This window comes from Paenibacillus sp. FSL W8-0187 (genome assembly GCF_037969755.1).
GTDB lineage: Bacteria > Bacillota > Bacilli > Paenibacillales > Paenibacillaceae > Paenibacillus_AQ.
The window spans coordinates 5,188,125-5,207,739 of sequence record NZ_CP150206.1; the positions used below are offsets into that span (position 1 = coordinate 5,188,125).

At 46.0% G+C, this 19,615-nt stretch carries 18 protein-coding genes and 1 pseudogene; 3 read left to right on the forward strand and 16 right to left on the reverse strand.

Annotated features, from left to right (window positions below; genetic code table 11):
* Positions 1-21: 21 nt before the first annotated feature.
* Positions 22-891, forward strand: a complete 870-nt coding sequence (locus MKY48_RS23385; protein ID WP_339291132.1) for a DUF4097 family beta strand repeat-containing protein — start codon at positions 22-24, stop codon at positions 889-891.
* A 229-nt stretch (positions 892-1,120) separates the two neighbouring features.
* Complete coding sequence (locus MKY48_RS23390; RefSeq protein WP_339291133.1) at positions 1,121-1,471, forward strand: hypothetical protein; 351 nt, start codon at positions 1,121-1,123, stop codon at positions 1,469-1,471.
* 203 nt (positions 1,472-1,674) lie between these two features.
* Here MKY48_RS23390 and MKY48_RS23395 read toward each other — a convergent pair whose 3' ends face one another.
* The 10 genes from MKY48_RS23395 to MKY48_RS23440 form a co-directional block, all read right to left on the reverse strand.
* On the reverse strand, positions 1,675-2,460 hold the full coding sequence (locus tag MKY48_RS23395) for a hypothetical protein (RefSeq protein ID WP_339291134.1): 786 nt from the start codon (positions 2,458-2,460) through the stop codon (positions 1,675-1,677).
* Between the two features lie 399 nt (positions 2,461-2,859).
* On the reverse strand, positions 2,860-3,819 hold the full coding sequence (arcC, locus tag MKY48_RS23400) for a carbamate kinase (protein WP_339291136.1): 960 nt from the start codon (positions 3,817-3,819) through the stop codon (positions 2,860-2,862).
* Entirely contained in the window at positions 3,801-4,532 is a 732-nt protein-coding gene (locus MKY48_RS23405; RefSeq protein WP_339291138.1) for a DUF2877 domain-containing protein, read from the reverse strand. Before MKY48_RS23405 ends, arcC begins: the two co-directional genes overlap by 19 nt.
* A 226-nt stretch (positions 4,533-4,758) precedes the next feature.
* Positions 4,759-6,024: a DUF1116 domain-containing protein gene (locus MKY48_RS23410; RefSeq protein ID WP_339291140.1), complete on the reverse strand. Its 1,266-nt coding sequence runs from the start codon at positions 6,022-6,024 to the stop codon at positions 4,759-4,761.
* 43 nt (positions 6,025-6,067) lie between these two features.
* A complete protein-coding gene (gene fdrA / locus MKY48_RS23415) occupies positions 6,068-7,810 on the reverse strand; it encodes an acyl-CoA synthetase FdrA (RefSeq protein ID WP_339291142.1) in 1,743 nt (580 codons plus the stop codon).
* 42 nt (positions 7,811-7,852) lie between these two features.
* On the reverse strand, positions 7,853-8,902 hold the full coding sequence (allD, locus tag MKY48_RS23420; protein WP_339291143.1) for an ureidoglycolate dehydrogenase: 1,050 nt from the start codon (positions 8,900-8,902) through the stop codon (positions 7,853-7,855).
* Between the two features lie 42 nt (positions 8,903-8,944).
* Positions 8,945-9,709: a (S)-ureidoglycine aminohydrolase gene (allE, locus tag MKY48_RS23425; RefSeq protein WP_339291145.1), complete on the reverse strand. Its 765-nt coding sequence runs from the start codon at positions 9,707-9,709 to the stop codon at positions 8,945-8,947.
* Between the two features lie 56 nt (positions 9,710-9,765).
* On the reverse strand, positions 9,766-11,010 hold the full coding sequence (locus MKY48_RS23430) for an MFS transporter (RefSeq protein ID WP_339291147.1): 1,245 nt from the start codon (positions 11,008-11,010) through the stop codon (positions 9,766-9,768).
* A gap of 54 nt (positions 11,011-11,064) precedes the next feature.
* A complete protein-coding gene (gene allC, locus MKY48_RS23435) occupies positions 11,065-12,297 on the reverse strand; it encodes an allantoate deiminase (RefSeq protein ID WP_339291149.1) in 1,233 nt (410 codons plus the stop codon).
* 171 nt (positions 12,298-12,468) lie between these two features.
* On the reverse strand, positions 12,469-14,151 hold the full coding sequence (locus MKY48_RS23440) for a PucR family transcriptional regulator ligand-binding domain-containing protein (protein WP_339291151.1): 1,683 nt from the start codon (positions 14,149-14,151) through the stop codon (positions 12,469-12,471).
* Positions 14,152-14,373: 222 nt separating this feature from the next.
* Here MKY48_RS23440 and MKY48_RS23445 point away from each other — a divergent pair, with 222 nt between their 5' ends.
* Positions 14,374-15,240, forward strand: a complete 867-nt coding sequence (locus tag MKY48_RS23445; protein ID WP_339291153.1) for an alpha/beta hydrolase — start codon at positions 14,374-14,376, stop codon at positions 15,238-15,240.
* Between the two features lie 122 nt (positions 15,241-15,362).
* Here MKY48_RS23445 and MKY48_RS23450 read toward each other — a convergent pair.
* The 6 genes and pseudogenes from MKY48_RS23450 to eutD form a co-directional block, all read right to left on the reverse strand.
* Positions 15,363-16,113, reverse strand: a pseudogene (locus MKY48_RS23450) (aminopeptidase); the annotation flags it as partial.
* A gap of 131 nt (positions 16,114-16,244) precedes the next feature.
* On the reverse strand, positions 16,245-17,351 hold the full coding sequence (gene eutH / locus MKY48_RS23455; protein ID WP_339291155.1) for an ethanolamine utilization protein EutH: 1,107 nt from the start codon (positions 17,349-17,351) through the stop codon (positions 16,245-16,247).
* A gap of 76 nt (positions 17,352-17,427) precedes the next feature.
* Complete coding sequence (locus MKY48_RS23460) at positions 17,428-17,973, reverse strand: BMC domain-containing protein (RefSeq protein WP_215155574.1); 546 nt, start codon at positions 17,971-17,973, stop codon at positions 17,428-17,430.
* The gene (locus tag MKY48_RS23465; RefSeq protein WP_076325832.1) at positions 17,966-18,241 is read right to left on the reverse strand and encodes a EutN/CcmL family microcompartment protein; all 276 of its coding nucleotides are present in this window, start codon (positions 18,239-18,241) and stop codon (positions 17,966-17,968) included. The genes MKY48_RS23460 and MKY48_RS23465 overlap by 8 nt, the downstream gene beginning before the upstream one ends.
* 16 nt (positions 18,242-18,257) lie before the next feature.
* Positions 18,258-18,953 carry an ethanolamine utilization protein gene (locus MKY48_RS23470; RefSeq protein ID WP_339291158.1) on the reverse strand — a complete coding sequence of 232 codons (696 nt, stop codon included), beginning with the start codon at positions 18,951-18,953 and terminating at the stop codon, positions 18,258-18,260.
* 27 nt (positions 18,954-18,980) lie between these two features.
* Complete coding sequence (eutD, locus tag MKY48_RS23475) at positions 18,981-19,607, reverse strand: ethanolamine utilization phosphate acetyltransferase EutD (protein WP_339291159.1); 627 nt, start codon at positions 19,605-19,607, stop codon at positions 18,981-18,983.
* Between the last annotated feature and the right edge of the window lie 8 nt (positions 19,608-19,615).

A 19,615-nucleotide genomic window follows, 5' to 3' on the forward strand; every position in this document is an offset into this window, starting at 1 on the left:
ATATGAATGGAGGACTAGAGCATGAGGAAAATCATAACCTCTTCGCTTGTTTTGCTTACCGTTGGCGGGTTAGTTATGGGCTGCCAAGGCATAGGGAAATCAACAAGTTATAACCATGAATCTTCCTACGAAGCTAACCGCATTGAAGAAATTGAAGTCAACAACGAATCTTGGGACATTGAATTCAAGCGTTCCGATTCCCCGAACATCACCATCGCTTGCGAAGGCAAGCGGCAGAACAATAAGAGCGCCCCTGTAACGATTAAACATGACGGGAATAAAATTGTTGTTACCCAGGAAGACCAGGGTAGTGCCATGGCAGGGTTCACTTTTGGCAAAAAAGGGACGATTTATATCTCGATTCCCGACCGTGAAGTCGATACGATTACATTGAACAATCATGCAGGTGACATCAAGATGAAGAATGTAGCGGCGCAAAACATTGTCATCGCCAACAATTCGGGGTCTGAGAACATCGAAGGACTTTCAGCAGAAAAGGGTGTGTTTACTTCCAAAGACGGGGATATCAAATTGAAAGACAGCTCGCTAAACGAATTAACGGTAACCACAGGCAGCGGCGCCAACTATATGACAGACGTGACCAGTCCCGTGATGAAGATCACTTCAACCTATGGGGAAGTATCCGTCAAAGAGATCGAAGAGGGAACGTTGCTGCGAGTAGAAACACAATCGGGAGATATCGCCGTATCTTATAAAACACCCCCTGCTTCGTTAAAGCTTACCGCAAGCAGCGACTCATCGGATATAAGCGTTGGTTTAAATGGCTTCAAGGTAAAACAGAGCACGGAAAAGATAGTGGAAGGCACGATTGGGGATGCATCCAATACAATGGAGCTTCTCAGCCGTGTCGGAACGATTGCTGTAAAATAGCTGCATCCATACGAGTAGCAACATATTTTTGTCGTCAACCCTTAATAACGCAGAAATCCCCCACGCTACCTTCGGTTGCAAGGTCAACTGAGTATATCCATAGCTTTATCATATTGTTGTGTCAGAGCCCTCCATGCTACAATATCCAAATGGAGCTATAACGCCTACAGGAGAAACTTTCATCCGCAAAGTTCTGGTGATAAATTCCGTTTCGTCCGGAGCATGCGGGTTGCTGTTGTTATTATTTCCCGGGTATGTTGCTGAATGGACTGGATTAGACAGTAGAACCGGTTTGGTATCAACTGGTGTTTTCCTGCTCGTATTCGTCGCATTTCTCGTAGGGATCGCATCCAGGAGCATTGTTTCTCCAGCGGCCGTGCTTGTTATTACAGTGCTAGACTTCCTCTGGGTTGTCGGCAGTGCGCTTCTGCTGGCGGATAAAGGAACTACAGTGACGATGACCGTTTTCGGCGTTTGGGCGGTTATTCTGGTCGCCGCAGTCGTCGGCGTATTCGGGATTTTCGAGGCAATATATTGCTGGCGCAACCGTGCTTTTGGAAGAGATCAAACGATCCGGTAAATGGCGCGGACTGTCGGATTTCTTCTTCGACTAGTGCTTTACAGCAAAGAGCCTTTGTCTTGCACGGGCTCTTTGCTCTTGGGTAATGAGATTGGCTTATTCAGAGTGCGTAAAGATTTTCGATGTCACCGCTTAGCTACAACAAGTGAATTAACGAGCTTCCGTTCATCATTTGGAAGCTGGGTACATCCGTAAATAAACACTTATTTCGATAGCTTGGCATCTGCAGCATGAATTGTACTCCTAATATTCCCCTCCCATTCAAATATCCTCTTCTGTAGAGCATGAATCTGGTTAGCATCATCAACGATCCGTTTCAATTCTGCAGCAGCCTTCACAGCATCTCCCTCCTTGACAGCTGCTTTATAACGTTTATTCACTTCATTTTTATTTTTATTGAAGTCTGTTATTTTTTTGTTCTCGGCTGTGATTTGTTTCTTTAGCGTTTGCACTGGTAATAAAGCATCTTTGACGATTTTGGCTTTTGCGGCAGCCTGCTTCTTCGCAGCTGTTAGAGCATCCTTTTTCAATTTGATTTCCTGTCGCGCCGTATTAACAGCACCCTTTATACGGTTTCGCTTGAGATCATACAGAAGAGCGGACTTTCGATCTTTGCGTTTCCTTGCTTCTGTCGCTTTCTTGCCGAGATCAGTATATTCCGCAAGCATAGGAGCGTATTTTTTCTGAGTCTGGTCTGCTTCTGTCTTTAACTTGTCGAGCTTTACCTTGTCAATGAGCTGTACTTTCGAATTAATTTCTTTAAGTTTGTCATTGTTTTGTTTGCGCAGCACCTGTATTTGCTGCTTATCCTGTTTATTGGCTAATTCCAATGAGGTAAGGCTGTCATGCAACTGATCAATTGTTGTTAATGCAGCATCCCACCCTGTATTTGAAGCCTCTGCATAAGCTGGTCTAGCGACAAAAAGAAAACACATGACTAGGACGGCTAAAGCGTTTAAATACCATTTAGTTCTTCTTCGTTGCAGCAATACAATCATCTCCCTTATCCATATCATCCTCAAAGGAAGAGCAAAAAGCACCCCACAAGAAAGGCTTCATAGCCTGTCCTGCGAGGTGCTTCTCCCGCTCTTCTTCCGATTTGATAATAGTATATATTTGATCTATTTAGATGTCAATCATTTCCTGGAACGTTTGTTCTCATCCCAGCCTCTAAATCGTTTATTGATTTTGGCATAGATTTCTGATATAAACGTGACTTTGAAACAACAAGTCATAGTTCCCAAAACACTCTTATTATTTGTGTTGCCAATATCAATTTCTCCTGCTTCAAAGAAACTGGAGTTGCATTCACTGGTAATGGTAGCAAGCTCCTTTGTTGATTCTAACGTTGTATCCTGCGGAAAAAGTGTTGGTTTATCAATCCTTCATTACATACAGCGCAGCAGATTATCCTGGACGATGCGGGTACCCGCTCCTCCTTCCAGAGCGAGGTCAGCCTGATCCAGGGAACAAATGATAGCAATGCCGCCCTTTTCTGCAAAGCCTATGGCTGATTCCATCTTAGGGCCCATACTTCCGACACTAAACTGACCCTCATCCGCATATCGCTTGGCTTCTTCCAGAGATATCGTTTCCAGTGATTTTTGATTCGGCTTTCCGTAGTTCACATATACATTGTGAACATCGGTCAGAATCATAAAGATATCCGCCTGCACATCCTGGGCCAGCTGATATCCGCTGCGATCTTTATCGATGACGGCTTCAACACCGACAAGGGTCCCGTCTGTCTGCCGGGATACAGGAATACCTCCTCCACCTGCTGCAATGACAATGGCTCCCTGACTAGCCAGGGACTTGATTACATCAGCACCAACAATGGATTGAGGCATTGGAGATGGAACAACGCGACGCCAGCCTCTGCCTGCATCTTCTTTGACAACCCAGCCTTTGTCTTCAGCAAGACGTTTGGCCTCTTCTTCACTGTAGAACACACCAATAGGTTTAGTTGGGTTTAAAAATGCAGGATCTTTCAACGACACTTCCGTTTGTGTCAGGATGCTTGTAACAGCCTGATTTAGTCCCAGTTTTTGCAGTTCATTTTTTAAGCATTGGTCCATCATGTACCCGATAAAGCCTTGGGATTCCGCACTGCACACATGCAGCGGAAACGGCGGGACCACTTCTTTGGCTTCGTCCTGCTGACGCAATATATTCCCAACTTGAGGACCGTTCCCATGCGTAATAATGACATCATAACCTTGCCTCACTATGCGGGCGATCACTTCACAGCTTTTCTGGATATTCTCAATTTGATTCTCATAGGTTGCCTGTTGTTTAGGTTGTAAAATAGCATTGCCGCCAAGAGCAATCACAACTTTTTGTGCCAATTTGAATTCCTCCTAATAATCAGCATACCGATCAGTATGCCGAATGCTGTATCCAGGCCTGAGCTGTGTCCTACAAGCAGCAATTCCCTGGTCCGCTTAATCAAGCTGTCTGCATCTCGTTGCAGAAGAGCATTCATGACACCTGTCACTGCTGAACTGAAGTTTCGCTTCAGCGCGTACTTTAGGTATTCCCGGCTGATATCGGTAGTTAGTGTTTCTTTCTCCACCAGTTCAGATAATTGTAAACGGAACGTATCCGTGAATATCCCTGCTGTTGCATCCACCGCGAGCATTCCCGCCAGTATGTCATCACCGGCAGGGGTTAGGCCTTTTCCGCGTCCAATCCAATATCTGAGTATTTCATCTATCTGTGACAAGTTCCCGGCTCGTACAGTATTTATTAGCTGCATCATTTTTTGTTCACTAACCGAACAAGTTGCATGTGCTTCGTTAATGAAACATTCAATGAAATGATCTATCGAAATCCCTGTGCCTGTCGGCTGATTATGGATAAGCAGCTCGGTTGCAAACGCATTCAAAAGATGAAGCAGCGATTCCGGCTGCTCCGTTCTCGGTCCTATCCCAGATTGATAAGTTGCCTGAGGATCTAATTTTATACAGAAGGAAGAGAAGAGAAGAGACGATGTATCGCTGTCATAATGAATCATCTGATCTTCTTCATCTTGTTGGAGCATAGAAATGAGCTTTGGCACTTGTTTGTCTTCCAGATGGATGCCGAAAGGAAGCTGCCCGTTCTTTGTGGTGCCTATAAAAATAAGCCCATCTCCCATCCGGATATTTCAGCCATTGTGAAATATACTATGCACACATCCAGGCTTACCGCCATGTAGGAGAGGGAGAACAGCTGCGCTGCATACTCCATCTACTTGGATTAAATATTTCATGCGACTGCCACTCTCCTCTGTTCCTTCGTGTTGTTTAGATTAGACCCAATTTTTGGGCATACGCTTCAAGCGCTTTTTCAAAACAAGCTAGAGGTGCGCGAACTGTACCTGCCCCGATTTGACCAACTCCTGGCTCTTTGTGGGCAATCCCGGTATTAATTACCGGTGTGATGCCTGTTTCAACGACTTTTCTTGCATCAATACCGAGACAGATTCCCTGGAAGTTCCAAGTTGGAATCGTAAAGTTAGGGTTATGGCCAATACAAATTTCAGCCATTTCGCTGCTGGTTGCCAGTGCATCGTCAAAACCGCCCGCACCTACGAAGCGGGTCACACCTGGAGCAGCCACCATGGCCATGCCTCCTACACCGAATGCCTCCGTAATGGCGCTATCACCGATATCAGGATTCGCCATGTCTTGGGAATAACCGGTGAAGAATAAACCTTGCGGCGTATTAACTGGAGCGGTAAACCATTCGTCTCCCATGCCGCTGATTCGAATTCCGAAGTTTTGGCCATTTCTCGACATCGCCGTTACGACAGTACCGTGCTCAATCATTCTTGCAGCATCCAGTACCGCTTTAGAGGTTGCCATAGCAACATTCAGGAAGAACTGATCGGTATCAGCCAGAAATTTCACTACAGCCAATTTGTCTGTTTCGGTTGCATCGGTTTGTAAAATATAAGGACTTATTTCTTTTAGAAATACGAGAGAAGCTGCGATATTCCGCTGATGGAATTCGTCACCCATTGTGATTGCCTTCGCGATCATCACATTAATATTCAGACCTTGCTCAGTCTGGCGTAGAGCTTTAGAAAGTATAGGGCCCAGCACATCTCTCATCCATTGCAGACGCTGAATGACCTCTTCGGAATAGGCTCCGAAGCGTAGCACTTTCCCGATCCCTTCATTCATGGTGCAGAATGCGCGGTTACCATCCGTCTGATTTTCTACCACTAGCAGCGGCATGTTAGCGGAGGTGATTCCGCCCATCGGCCCCACAGCTTTGACATGATGGCACGGAATGAAGGTTACCCCTCCTTGCTCCAACATCTTCATCGCTTGTTCTTCGTTGGCTGCCCAACCTTCAAACAAGACCGCCCCGATACAAGCGCCCTGCATGGGGCCTGTCATGTTTGCGAATGAAATGGGTGGACCAGCATGCAGAAGCACCTGTCCATTTAATTGCTCCACAACTGATTTGGCAGGAACGACATCCACCAAGAAAGGGGCACCGGCTACAATTTTTTGAATGACTGCCTGATTGGCTTCATCGATCGTTTGATATGGTCCATACATGCTGCATATCTCCTTTTATTTAAGAGGTTGTTCAAACTTTAATTTATTTGAGCAGGCTCAGAATTTTCCGCATCTTCTCATTGCCTCCAGCTATCGGGCGCCAGTCAAAGTGAACGGCATTTCCGCCGTGGCTGGTTACTGCATTTACAAATTTCTTAAGCCCCACATTCACAACTTCTGGCTTTCCGCTCAGCAGTTTAACAATGGATTCAGATACGTTGATGTTTCCTTGTTCGGTCTGCACTGCAGGAATGAATGATTTATCCTTATCCTGAAGCTGGATGCCCATCATCGCCAGAGCGGTTCGCACAGCCTGATTGTTACTGTCTTTAACAATAACGCCTGCTCGTTCAAGTTTGGCCTTTTGCTCTTGATAATTTTGCGGGTCTTGTTCGGTGCCACACACCGTTGCTACGAAATATAAGCTTTTGCCTTGTGCTGCAGCTTCACTCTGTGTTTTCTCAATGACAGGCAAAAGTGCGCCAGCCATATCTTCATGTGAACCGTACCCTAGAACGACATCCAGCATAATAATCGCTGTGGATTTATCCTGGGCTGCCTGCTCGATGTAATGGATTCTCGTTTCTGGATCAATCATCGGGTGTGGTTTACCTTGTGTATATTTGTCATCTCCCAGATCAATCACTTCATGACCTTTAGCTTTTAACATGTATCCATCTTCATGAATCAACTGTCCCAGTTCCAAGCCTTTGGACATAAGAACCGCAGCTTCGTAAGCGAGTGTACCACCGGAATACAGACCTTTAATCGTTGTCTGCTCCGGTGCCAGCTTCGTCTGTGGAACCTCAACGTTCAGTTTATTGTAGTTCGCTCTAACTTCTCTGCCTTTAGACAAATCCACGGCTATCATGGCAGTCTCTTCCAGCGTATAGGCATAATGTACTGTGCCTTCATGTGTTTCTGGCTCTTCGCCGACGAAGATAGCGACTACCGGTTTGGATATACGATGTAACAGTCGAACGACCTGATTCCGTACTTCGATGGCAGGCGGTTTGGAAATAACGACGATCACTTCAGTAGCTTTGTGATGTTCTAGTCCTTGAATCGCATCCAGCATCGTAATCGCTCCAATCGGTTCAGACAGATCGCGTCCGCCTGTCCCGATTGCCTGGCTCACGCCGCTGCCCAACCGGTCAATGAGGGTGGTAACTTCTTGAATGCCTGTGCCTGAAGCACCGATAACGCCAATGTTGCCTTGTTGTACTACGTTGGCAAAGGCTACCGGAACACCGGATACAATTCCGGTTCCGCAATCTGGACCCATGACCAGCAAGCCTTTGTCATGCGCTTTCTGTTTCAGACGCAGTTCGTCCTGGACGTCAACGTTATCGCTAAAGATAAAAGCGTGCAACCCACGGTCAATTGCTTGTTCCGCTTCTTCCGCTGCGTATTGGCCAGGGACAGAAATAAGAGCTAGAGTGGCATTCGGGAGCGCTTGCAGCGCTTTGTCCCAAGTCCGTACGGATTGGAATTCCTGCTTGTTACTGCTTACCGCCTGATTTTTCAGTTCCGCTTCAATAGTATCTAACACCTCGGATACGTGTTCTTGACTATCGGTCTTGATTACGATACACATATCATTAGGGCCCGCTTTATCGAGTTCATCCGTGTACATGGCGGTACTATGGAAAATATCTTTATTCGCAGGTGTCCCCATCATAATAGAGGCTTGCTCTACTCCGTCCAGCGTGGAAATTTTGTTTGTTAAGAGCATGAGGTTAACGGAATCTTGATAGGAATTTTCTTTAATGATGGAATATAACATAAGTACAAGCTCCTCTTCAGTCAGAATAGACAATTGGTGAAGTTACTTGGCAAATGGATCTTTGTTGTCATACTGATTTCTATGAACGACGTCTGATATCAGGTATTCATAAATATCGTCTACCATTTCAATCCCGTTTTTCTCGTATTGTTCTTGAATCAGATCATTATTTTGTCCGGGGAACAGCACTTGCTCAAAGCCAGGCGCCGGTTTGATCTGATTCAAATCGTCCATGGTATTCGAAATATGTTGTTTAAACATGTCAGGGTCCGTAAAAAATGCGGGGTTAATGACAAGATGAAACTGACCAAGATTTCGGTATTCGGTTAGATCATGGTACATCGATGAAACTTTATTCCCAAATGGCAGGCCGAGCAGAATACCTGAGAGCACATCCACCATCATCATCAGACCGTATCCCTTTGGACCGGCAATTGGGAGTAAGGCATTGACTTTAAAAGGATCTGTCGTCGAATGGCCTTCTTTATCGACTGCCCATGAATCCGGGATCGACTCGTGTCTTGATCTGGCATGAAGGATTTTGCCCCAAGCTTGTATCGTCGTCGCCATGTCCAGCGTCATGATCCGTCCATCCTGGCTAGGAGCGGCAAATGCAATCGGATTCGTCCCGTAATAAGGTTCTGAGCCGCCGAAGGGTACGACCATCGGATCGGATTGACACATCGAAATACCGATCATTCCGGATTTGGCTGCTTGCCGTACAAAATAGGATAGGGCTCCGCTGTGTCCGATTCTTCTGACGCCAACAGCTGCTATCCCGTGTTCCTTGGCCATCTCGATGGCTTCATCCATAGCTAGTTTGGCAGCGACATGACCTACTCCATTGTCCCCATCAAATATCGCTGTGCTGGGACCCGTTTTGTTAAATTTAAACTCGGGACTTGTATTTAATCCGCCTTTAGCGATTCGTTCCGCATAGTATTCCACTCGCATAGCGCCGTGAGAATGAATGCCCCTTATGTCGGCATGGACCAGAACATCTGCTACACCGGCGGCATGTTCTTCTGTTAAACCCGCCATGTGCAGCTTTGTTGTGATTAACTCGTGTAACTGTTGTCTGAATATTTTCAATGCTAACACCTCTGTTCATTCGATTTTCTACATGGCACGAGTTTAGAGATCCGCATCCCGATTGCAATCTTTAGAGTAAACATAAGCCAGTTTCTCGCGACCAACTGCATAGCAAGCTTGTTGTACATATGGACCCATGAAGATATAGTCGCCTTGTTTTACCGGAATCCACTTGTTATCCAGATTGTACAGTCCTTCACCAGACAGCAGGTAAGCTCCATGTTCTTGTACATGCGTTTCGATGAATGGATGACATGCGCCCGGATCGAAGGTTAATATGTGAAAATTCATATCGAAAGCAAGATCTTTCGGAAGTAAATCCTGAATTCTCATATTTGTCATTCCGTCATAATCTTCTTCAGGAATGTTGCCTGAATGCCCGGATACGACCCATGGTTTCAAGTCTTTTAACGGTTTATGCTTTTGTTTGTACAGGAACAGTTTGCTGTCGCCGTCTACCAAGTTGTTCAGATACATCTTCGTTCCTGGCGGACAGTACAGGTATCCACCGCTTGTCAGCCTATACGACTTGTTAGCAGCAGATGCCTCGACTTCACCTTCCAGCACATAAACGAAAGTTTCGATCTGTTCTTGTCCGCCAAAACCATCTGTATTTGCGCCGCCTTTGTGCATGGTAACCATATAATCGACAAAGCTTGCTCCAAGTTTTGGGGATGCCAGAATCGATATCGTGCAGTTGTCAAAGCCCGGTACTACGTTATTAACCAGGCCTTCCGGAGTGATTAAGGCATATTTGCCATGTTTAATGATAGAACGGCTGGACAGCAGATCAGTTGGATAACCCATTGTGTGTATCTCCTTTTTCTCTTAAGTTTGTGTGTGAAATAAATGCTATTGTTCTTTTACAGCGCAGGGCGCTTCCTTAAATTTGCGAAGAACAGGAATACAGTGCCTACAATAATGATGCCGATAGCTAGGTAAAAGCCCAAAACCTTACTGCCTGTAGCGTCTGAAATCAAGCCAGTTACGAACGGAGCGATGACCGAGGACATCATTCCGAAGAAGTTAAATACGCCGAATGTTGTACTATACCCTTGCTTAGGCGCAATATCTGCTACGTAGGAGATCATGATCGGATCAACAGCCAGTTTACCGAAGAAACCGTACATAATCAGGAACAACATCAGCAGTTCGTTGCTTTGAATAGCTACTGTTAGATACAAGGTAACTGCGGCAATCACTTGCAAAATAATTACAACCATAATCTTCTTGTTCTTGAACTTGTCGGATAACCGACTGAACAACAGCGCACCTGGCACAGATGCAAAGGCAACCAGTGCTGAGGCAAAACCGATAGCAGCACCTTGGAATCCGCGCTCCATTTGCAGGTAACTTGGCAGCCAAGTCACAATCATGTAATACCCGTAACATATTGCAAAGTAAATTACGTAAGCGGAGATCATTCGGATATCCCCAAAGAGCGTCTTCATCGTTGCTTTATCATCTGCATCTTTTTCCTTGTTAGCTGCAACGTTATTCGATGCCGGTTTTTCCTTAATTACTTTGGCAAAGGCGATCGCCATAATAATAATCAGGACAGTTGTGACAACGAGCAGCGGTCTCCAGTCCCAACCTAGCCCTTTCACCAAGTAAGAGGAACCGATATACCCGATAGCCATTCCGAGCGCTGAACCACTGTTGATAATAGCGGTAGAGAAGCCCCGCTTCTCGGCCGGGATTGTGGACGATGAGATCGAATAAGCAGGTCCGTAGTACGTTCCTTGTCCAAGTCCTGCCAGGAAGCTGCCTACCAGGAGGAAAATCAGAGACGGTGCGATTCCGACAGTAAAGACTCCGAAAGCAAAGATAAGGAAACCCGGAATTAACATTATTTTTTTTCCGAATTTATCAGCCATAAAGCCGGATGGAATCTGCATTGAAGTGTATGCCAGAAAAAACAAACTAGAGATCAGACCCATGCTGGCATCCGATTCAACGCCAAGTTGTATTTTGATTTCCGGTAAAATCGGATTCAGTATTGTTCTGTATATCCAGATGACAGTCCAACCAAGGCAAAATAAAATGACGACCTTTTTCCAATATTCAAGTCCACCTTGTTTAGGTGTAGTAGGGGTTTGTACCTTCATTTTTTTCTGCTCCTTATAATAAGGTTGTAGGCAAGTTATTTGCCAAGACGTCGTTTATTCTTTGTATGCCAGATTATACAAAGTTCCGATCAGAACCTTCACACCTTCGGCTAGATCATAAGGCTCGGTATATTCAGCCGGATTGTGGCTAATTCCTTGCCTGCTTGGTACAAAGATCATGGCCGATGGTACAAAAGGAGCCAGAATCTGGGCATCATGCCCTGCCCCACTATGCATCAGTTTATAATTCAAGCCTTGTTCCCGACACTCGCGTTCAATGACTTCTACGACATGTTTATCCATAGGAACCGGATTTGCATCCATCCACATATCGATTTTCAGTTCTACTTTCCGTTCTTCTGCAATGTTCTTAATGGAATTCGTAATTTCTTCCGTAAATTGAACAAGTACGTCTTTCTCGGTATGACGAATGTCCATCGTGAATAAGGCGTATCCTGGAACGACGTTAACTACATTTGGCTTCACTTCGATTTTGCCGATCGTTGCCACTAACGGATCTCCGTGTTTGTCCGCTCGGCTTATGACGTCAAAGATCATAGCGCTTGCAGCTTGGACAGCATCTTTGCGGTAACTCATCGGGGTCGTACCTGCATGGTTAGCCTCACCTATCACTTCTACGGTAAATCTGCGCTGGCCTACAATGCTGTGGACTACACCAACGGGTTTTTGCTCTGTTTCCAGAACACTGCCTTGCTCGATATGGATTTCTACAAACGCTTTCAGGTCTTTGCGAAGTTCTCTAGATTCCTGGCGGAAATTAAAGTTGCATTCTCTCATCGCATCCACGAAAGCTACGCCATCAAAATCAACAATGCTCTCTACTTCTTTGCGTTCTGCTGTGCCTACGATGTTTTTTGACCCCCAGAATGTATATGGGAAACGGCTGCCTTCTTCTTCAGCCATCGATACAACCTGAAGATTGCGCAACGGCTGACCATAGGTTTCTTGTAAATATTTAACCGCAAGCAGACCTGCGACAATACCGTATTGTCCATCGTATAAACCGCCATTGCTTACTGTATCCACGTGAGAACCGGTCAAAATCGTTTCATCCGGATACTTCGTTCCTTGTAGACCTCCAAACAGGTTGCCCACCTCATCAAAGTGAGCATGGAAGCCTTCTTTGTTCATCCAATCTTCTAGAGCTTTCTGAGCGTTGAGCCATTCTTTAGAATAAAGAAGTCTGGTAATACCTCCTTCAGGATCATTTCCGAAATATCCGAGCCATTCTAACATCTGCATGATATCTTTACTTAGTTCTCCCATACTTACCGTTCCTTTCTACGATGATAAAAGTGCTTCAAAAGTGCTGATTAACTTTCTTACACCTCAATTGTAAGCGCTTACCGATATAGGCGTCATTAACAGAGGTGGATAAAAGATTAACAGCTTCTTTATCCACCTTGGCTAAAAACAGGGGCTTTTTAGTTAAAATTTTTAGTGTTCTTCTTCGTTATTTATTAAATTCAGAATTTTTAGACCAACCCGGGTTTCCAGCATCTCTTCAGAATTATCGAAATCCATGTCGCTAATTTCTTTGATCCGTTCCAGTCGGTACATGACCGTTTTGTAATGGACAAACAAATCCTGAGCTGCTTTGGCAGCATTTTGGTTATGCTGCAAAAAGACCTCAAGCGTATGCAGCAAATCTTTTTTGATGGCACTTTTGCTTTGAACGAGCCTATTTAAAGAAGCGGGAATAAACGAGGTCAGTACGGCAGGATCTGGATACTGACAGAGCAGGCGGAATAAACCAAGCTCGGCGAAGGCGGTAATCGATTCGCTACCGTAGAGTGTACCGCCGAGGTTCAGGGCTTCTTGCGCCTCTTGATGGCTTCTCGAAATATCCATGACAGTTGCCACCACATTGCCGATGCCGACCTGTACTACAATATCTTTCGTTTTCGTGCGGATGTTGTCTTGAATCCCGCGGATTTTGTCTTTAACTGCTGGCAACCAGATTTTCTCTTTCCCTTCCTGCGAATCAACAGGCAGTAGCAGAATGATGGTATCGCTTCGGCTACGCGTAATAGCATCCGCAAAATGAGAGTCAATTGCTTCGTGTAAGTAAGTAAACGTTTTACTCTGCAGTCTGCGCAAGTTTTTAGGTTTAAACATTTCTTGTTGGTTGAACGAGATGAACTCTTCTTTCACATGAAACAAAAGCACGGCATATGATCGATCTAAATCCCAGCCGATCAGGTTAGCTCGTTGATACACCGTCTCCGACATCTGACCTTTACCTGAAAGCAGATCATCAATGATATCATTTTTATATTTCCGCTCGACTTCCGCCACAGCAAATTGCTTGACCAGTTCTAGAGACAGAGCAGTAGCGGCATTCTCTATTGCAATGAAATCTAATTCTTCTAATTGTTTATGGATTTCGGTGATAACGAGATGCACCTTAATACGGTTTACTGTACGAATAGGCACGACTACATGGTGGAGCGATTTCATCTCCGGTTCGGTAACTTGCGTAGTTATCCAATAATAAGGAAATTTGGTTTCGAATATTTTCTCGCGTTCTACAATATGCTCCTGTTGGTGTGTGGGAATCGTGTACAAGGAAGTATGAGTCATACAGACAAAATTTCGGTCATAGATGGCAACAGGGTTTCCGATTAATTGTTCCAATGTAGTGATTATTGGTTCCATACCGCTATCTGTTAAGGAGAGTGTAGTGAAGCGATCATGCACCTCTTTAAAATATTTGAGCTTCATTACCTGGTTATTAAACAGTTCTTCCATAACCGGATAGAGCACATCTACATAAGGGATGTCCTGTGGGATTTGGATAATTGGCAGCCCCGTCTGTTCGCCTATTTCTATGATTGCCTCGGGAATCTTCTTAACAAAACGGTGGTTTTTGATCAATATGGCGCTGACGCTTTTGTCAGCCAAGCGGAAGATAAATTCGCGCTGCTCTGCTTCTGTATAATTGAGGATCGGATATAGACTGGTCAGCAGCATCTCTCCGCCTTTCAGCCAATCTGCGATGTCGGGAGCTTCCATAATTGTGATGCCTTTTATTATATTCGTAAGCCCTTTGCTGCCCCCTAGCACTTTTGCATGCTGCAGTCGAGCCATCTTCAATACATGTTCTACTCTGAATTCCATATCTTTAACTCCTTATGATTGCAAGTCTGACGTCTTCTTAATTGTATTGCGTCGGAGTAAGGGTGGAGTATAGCATAATGGTGTATTCGTAATGGGTGTATTCGCTTACACTCATGCCCGATGGGTTGCCTTTGAAGTTGATGCGCGCGGATCAGCTCCTTTATATCTATGTATAAAGGATAAACAATGTAGAAAATGAAGTCAAAGATAGGGGGATTAACGATGAGAACGATTTGTTATAAAACAGTTGAAGGTGTTGATTTGCTTGGAGACTTTTACAGTGCTTGTCAGACTAGTTCCGCTGTGATTGTCTATATTCATGGAGGCGGATTAATATTTGGTTCAAGAAAAGATATTTTGCAAGAACAGGTGAAGCAGTACAATCTGGCTGGTTTGCACGTTCTGTCCATTGATTATCGACTAGCCCCTGAAACGCGGCTTCCAGCTATTATTGAAGATATTCAGGATGCTCTTCGCTGGCTACGAGAGAATGCTTTCACTCAGCTTGGCTTTGAGCCATCCGCTATAGCCGTCGTAGGGAGTTCCGCAGGTGGATACCTTGCTCTTCTCGCCGGATCCAGGGAGCCGGCTTTGAAAGCGGTTGTGTCTTTTTATGGCTATGGGGATATTCAAGCCAGCTGGTCTTCGCACCCAAGCTCGTTCTATCTGCAAAAACCTACTGTGCCTAAAGAACTGGCCGACCGGTTGATCACAAGGCGAACGCTTGCCGAAAGCTCCATCCAGCAAAGATTTGGGCTCTATTTATACTATCGTCAACAAGGAATCTGGGCTCAGGAGGTTACAGGGTTAGACTTTCATAAGGATAAGGAGAAGCTGGACTTGCTATGTCCGGCACAAGTTGTGAACGACTCTTTCCCGCCTACTATGCTGCTGCATGGGGAGGATGATCAGGATGTGCCTTGTGAACAATCTATCGGTATGGCGCGGCGGTTGCAAAGTGCGGGAGTTGAGCATACGCTTCTGACCCTTCCAGGTGAGGACCACTTATTTGACATGCAGCTGGACAAAGAAAATGTTCGGCAGGCATTTGCGCAGGTTCTGGAGTTTTTGCGGCGTCATTTTGTTTAATAATGGAGCTTTAAACTATGGAATGATTAGAAAAACGTCTATCGACGTACTTTCTACGCACAAAAAAGTTGATAACTTCCCGCATTCAAAAAAATCGCTCCGTGCTGTCATTGATCCAAGATTTAAAATGCCCAGTTTCCATTCCGGAATACCGCTTCTTTGCGGCCATCCTGCGTTATTCCATCAATGGAAAGCTTAGCGGATCCGATCATAAAATCGACATGAATCAAACTGTTATTTACTCCATGCTTTGCCAGTTCCTCTTCGTCCATATTCGTACCGCCCTTAGGGTTACAGGATAGGCTTGGCCAAGCGCAAGGTGACAAGATGCATTTTCATCGAACAAAGTATTGTAAAAAATAACATTCGAGTTTGAAATCGGAGAATCATAAGGAACCAGCGCTACTTCCTCCAGAACTCTTGCTCCTTCATCCGTATCCAACAGCTTCTCTAGCGCCTCAACTCCCTTTTCGGCACTGAAGTCAACGACTTTGCCATCCTTAAACGTCAGCGAGAACCCATCGATAATGACGCCGTTATTGTTAAGCGGCTTTGTGCTGCGCACGGTTCCGTTTACGCCATCCTTGCTTGGAAGCGTGTAGACTTCCTCAGTCGGAATATTGGGATTAAACCAAACTCCGCGCGTATTCTCTTTGGCTCCGCCAAGCCAAACATGTCCTTCCGGAAGATCAATGGTCAGCGATGTGCCCGGAGCTTCATATTGAAGCTGCTTGTAGCGTTTGTCATTCAGGAAGGTCACCATTCGCTCAGCTTCGCATTATGTCTGCCCCATGCTTCAACCGGATTTTCCTGGTCAATGCGGGTTGCATCGATAATACGTTCCCACAGTTTCTGTACCGCCGACTCCTGGCTTTCGCCCGGGAACACAATGCGGAATGAGAGTCTGATATCATAAAAAACCCACCTTTTTCAAGATGGGCTCAAACGAGAGGATTAGATAGAAACCTGCATACGTAAAAATAATATTCTGAAAAAAACCGCTATTATGACTCCTGAAGTTCTTCCTTCGGTTCCGGAGCCATCTTCTTAGCCAAAAACAGGGCTACAATAACCGCCGTAATTCCGCCGACAAGCTTCCCGACAATCATTGGGAAAATCATTTCCTTCGCGACCCCGGCCGTAAAACCAAGATGATCGCCGAATACAAATGCGGCTGACACGGCAAATGCGACGTTGATGACCTTGCCCCGCGCATCCATGTCTTTCATCATGCCAAACATGGGTATGACGTTAGCAAGCGTCGCAACCAGCCCGGCTGCCGCAATCTCATTCATGCCGAGCAACTTGCCCAGCTTCATAAGCGGTTTATTAAATACTTTCGTAATTACAAATACCATCGCAAAAGCGCCGGCGAGTACAATAGCAATATCGCCAACGATCTTGATTCCGTCTTCAACCGGAGCAAGCCCTGGAATGATGGTAATCCCCGTCAACTGCTGCGTGATGCCAGCTGCGAGTCCCAAAGTCGCAACGACAACGATGAATTGTCCAAAAACCGTGAACCCTTTGATCATACCCTGCGGAAATTTCCACAATCCTAGCACGATAAGTACAGCAAACAAAATAATTGGAACCAGGTTGGACAAAATCATTGTGATCGAGTAACCGGCAACCAATCCGCCAATCAAGCAACCGAGCGGTATAGTTACGATACCGGCCAGCACGCCGGTAGCCAAAAATTTCTGGTCTTCTTTTTTAATAATGCCAAGTGCAACCGGAATGATGAATACAATCGTAGGGCCAAGCATAGCCCCCAGAATCGTTCCTGCGAATAATCCCGCTTCCGGACTCTGCGCGAGTTCCTGTGCCAGCGAGAAGCCGCCCATGTCGTTCGCCAGCAATGTAGTCGCAAACATGGCGGGGTCTGCTCCCAATGCGCTGTATATCGGAACGACGACCGGACTTAGCACTTTGGCCAGGACCGGTGACAGGCAGATGATCCCCACCATGGCGAGCGTAAGCGAACCCATGGCCATAATCCCTTCATCGAATTGATGTCCCAATCCGAACTTGTACCCAATGCACTTATCGATGGCACCGAGAATCATGAAAATAACCATGCCGTATATGATAATTTCATTAATCTCCACGTACATGCTCCCCCATTCTATCGCTATATGATCCAAAGCAAATGGTTTTCATTGACCATCGTGCCCTGAAAACTCCCTACCGGAAGTGTTGTATAATTTCTTCGGACGGGGAACGAAGCACCGCATGATGAATGATCCGCTTTGGATCCATGGAGGATACAAACACCTTCATCCCCTGCTCCACATCGCTGACACTTCCTGTGAACACGGCGAGAAATTTGCCCCCAATCGCCATGCCAAGATTCATTTTTTTCACATGAATGTCGCATTGCTTCAAAGCTTCATTTAATGCAAAAATGCCGGGAGACACCGTAGCCGTCTCCACAATGCCAAGCGCATTCACAGGCAGGGAGGAAGGACGGCGTTTCAATCCATCGATGATATCGGGATGTACGCCATGCAGTTCAAAGTCGCTGATCCGGAAGTCGCCGGCTTCGACCTTGGCTGTCTCCATCGCTGCCTGTACGTCTGCGGTATCCCCGCTCATGACGATCAGAAATTTGCCCGGACAGATCGGCTTCATATGATGCACTTCAACAGGCGAAGTCTTCAGCATTTGGTCCGCTGTTTCGTAACCTTTACTAATGCTGCGCATCTCAACAACGCCTATTGCACTAATCATGTGTCACCTCGATCGAATCGACGATCCCTACGATGACCGCATCAACGGGTACGTCTCCATTGGCAAACGATGTTCGGGCCGCACTTCCGGTCGTTACCAATACCGTATCCCCTATGCCCGCCCCGGCATTATCCGCAGCGACAAAATATTCACGTGTGACGGGTTCTTTGGCATATGATAACGGTTTGACCACGAGGAAGGCCATCCCGTTCAGCTTATTATCCTTGCGGGTAGCCCACAGGCTTCCCATAACTTGTCCCATGATCATAAGTTCACCTCGCCCGTTATCTTCTACGTATCTGCATCTGCTGCATGCGTAAGTAATCCTGAGCAAGCGGCGTAATGATACTATGCCGGTCTATCACGATCTCTGTCCGGTTCTGCAGACGGTGCTTTTTCACTTCCGCTTCGGTAATGACTTTGCGGCTCAATACTTCCGCATCATGCGGTGCATAAACGGATTCGGTATGAGGCTCAACCTGAGTCATATCCTTAAGCCGCCCTTCCTCCATACAAGCCGCAAGCATTTCCGTTTCTTTGACCATCCGGATTCCGTAATCGCTCAGCTTGTCTGTAAATTCATCGTACATTTTGTACAACAATACTGGGGCCGTTGACTTGTATTTGCGGTAAAGCAATCCTTCCTCGAACGCAATCACCTTTCGTCCCTTCAGCAGCATCGTGAGCACGAACCGTTCACGCGGGCCTGCGCTTATGCCGTTCGCAAGGTGGGATAACAGCTGAATACATATTGTAGGAATAATCAGCACATCACAATCTCTGAGCGCCTCATCGTAATAACGCACCTCATAATATGGCTTCAGCTTATTTTCCAGTTCCGGCAGCGGTTCCACAGTCAGTAGAACCGCTTGCTTTTTCCATACATCCGGCTTCTCCGTCTGTGCCAGTTCCAGCCGTTTCATCACCTCAGCCGTTACGGTTTCGATAATCGCTGCCCGATCCAGAGCTTCTATGTTCATTTTTTCACGCTCCTAAACCTGGATGCCCTACTTCAAAATTTTCCCCTTCGTACCTTTCGTAAAGCCGCATGCATTTGCTTCGTCGTAGTCAATATGCATGTAGGTCTCAAAGTTCGGGCTCACTCGAACCAGCACATCGTCAAAAATAAGCGGACGTTTGCCATACACTTTTACCTGTACGATTTCGCCGTTTTTTACGTTGTATTTCTCCGCATCCTCCGCTTTCACGTGAATATGACGTTGTGCTGCGATTAATCCTCGATTGAGCCGAATCATATTGCTGCCCGAAGCGATGACGATTCCCGGGGTTCCTTCCAACTTACCGCTTTCTTTTACCGGAGCGGATATTCCGAGCACAACCGAATCTGTGAGCGATACCTCTACTTGCGATTCTTTGCGTTCCGGACCAAGCACGACGACATTATGCAAAGAGCCCTTGGGCCCGATCAGCGTCACGCGTTCTTTGCAAGCATATTGCCCCGGCTGGGAAAGATCCTTGGCTTTCGTCAGCTGATATCCCTTGCCGAACAAGACATCGATCGTTTCCCGATTCAAATGCACATGTTTGCCGGATGCTTCGATTTCGAAACAGGTTTCATCCTGCACCCGCTTAACCACTTCATTAATGATGCTCTCTACCAGTTGGTTATCCACCTTAGTCA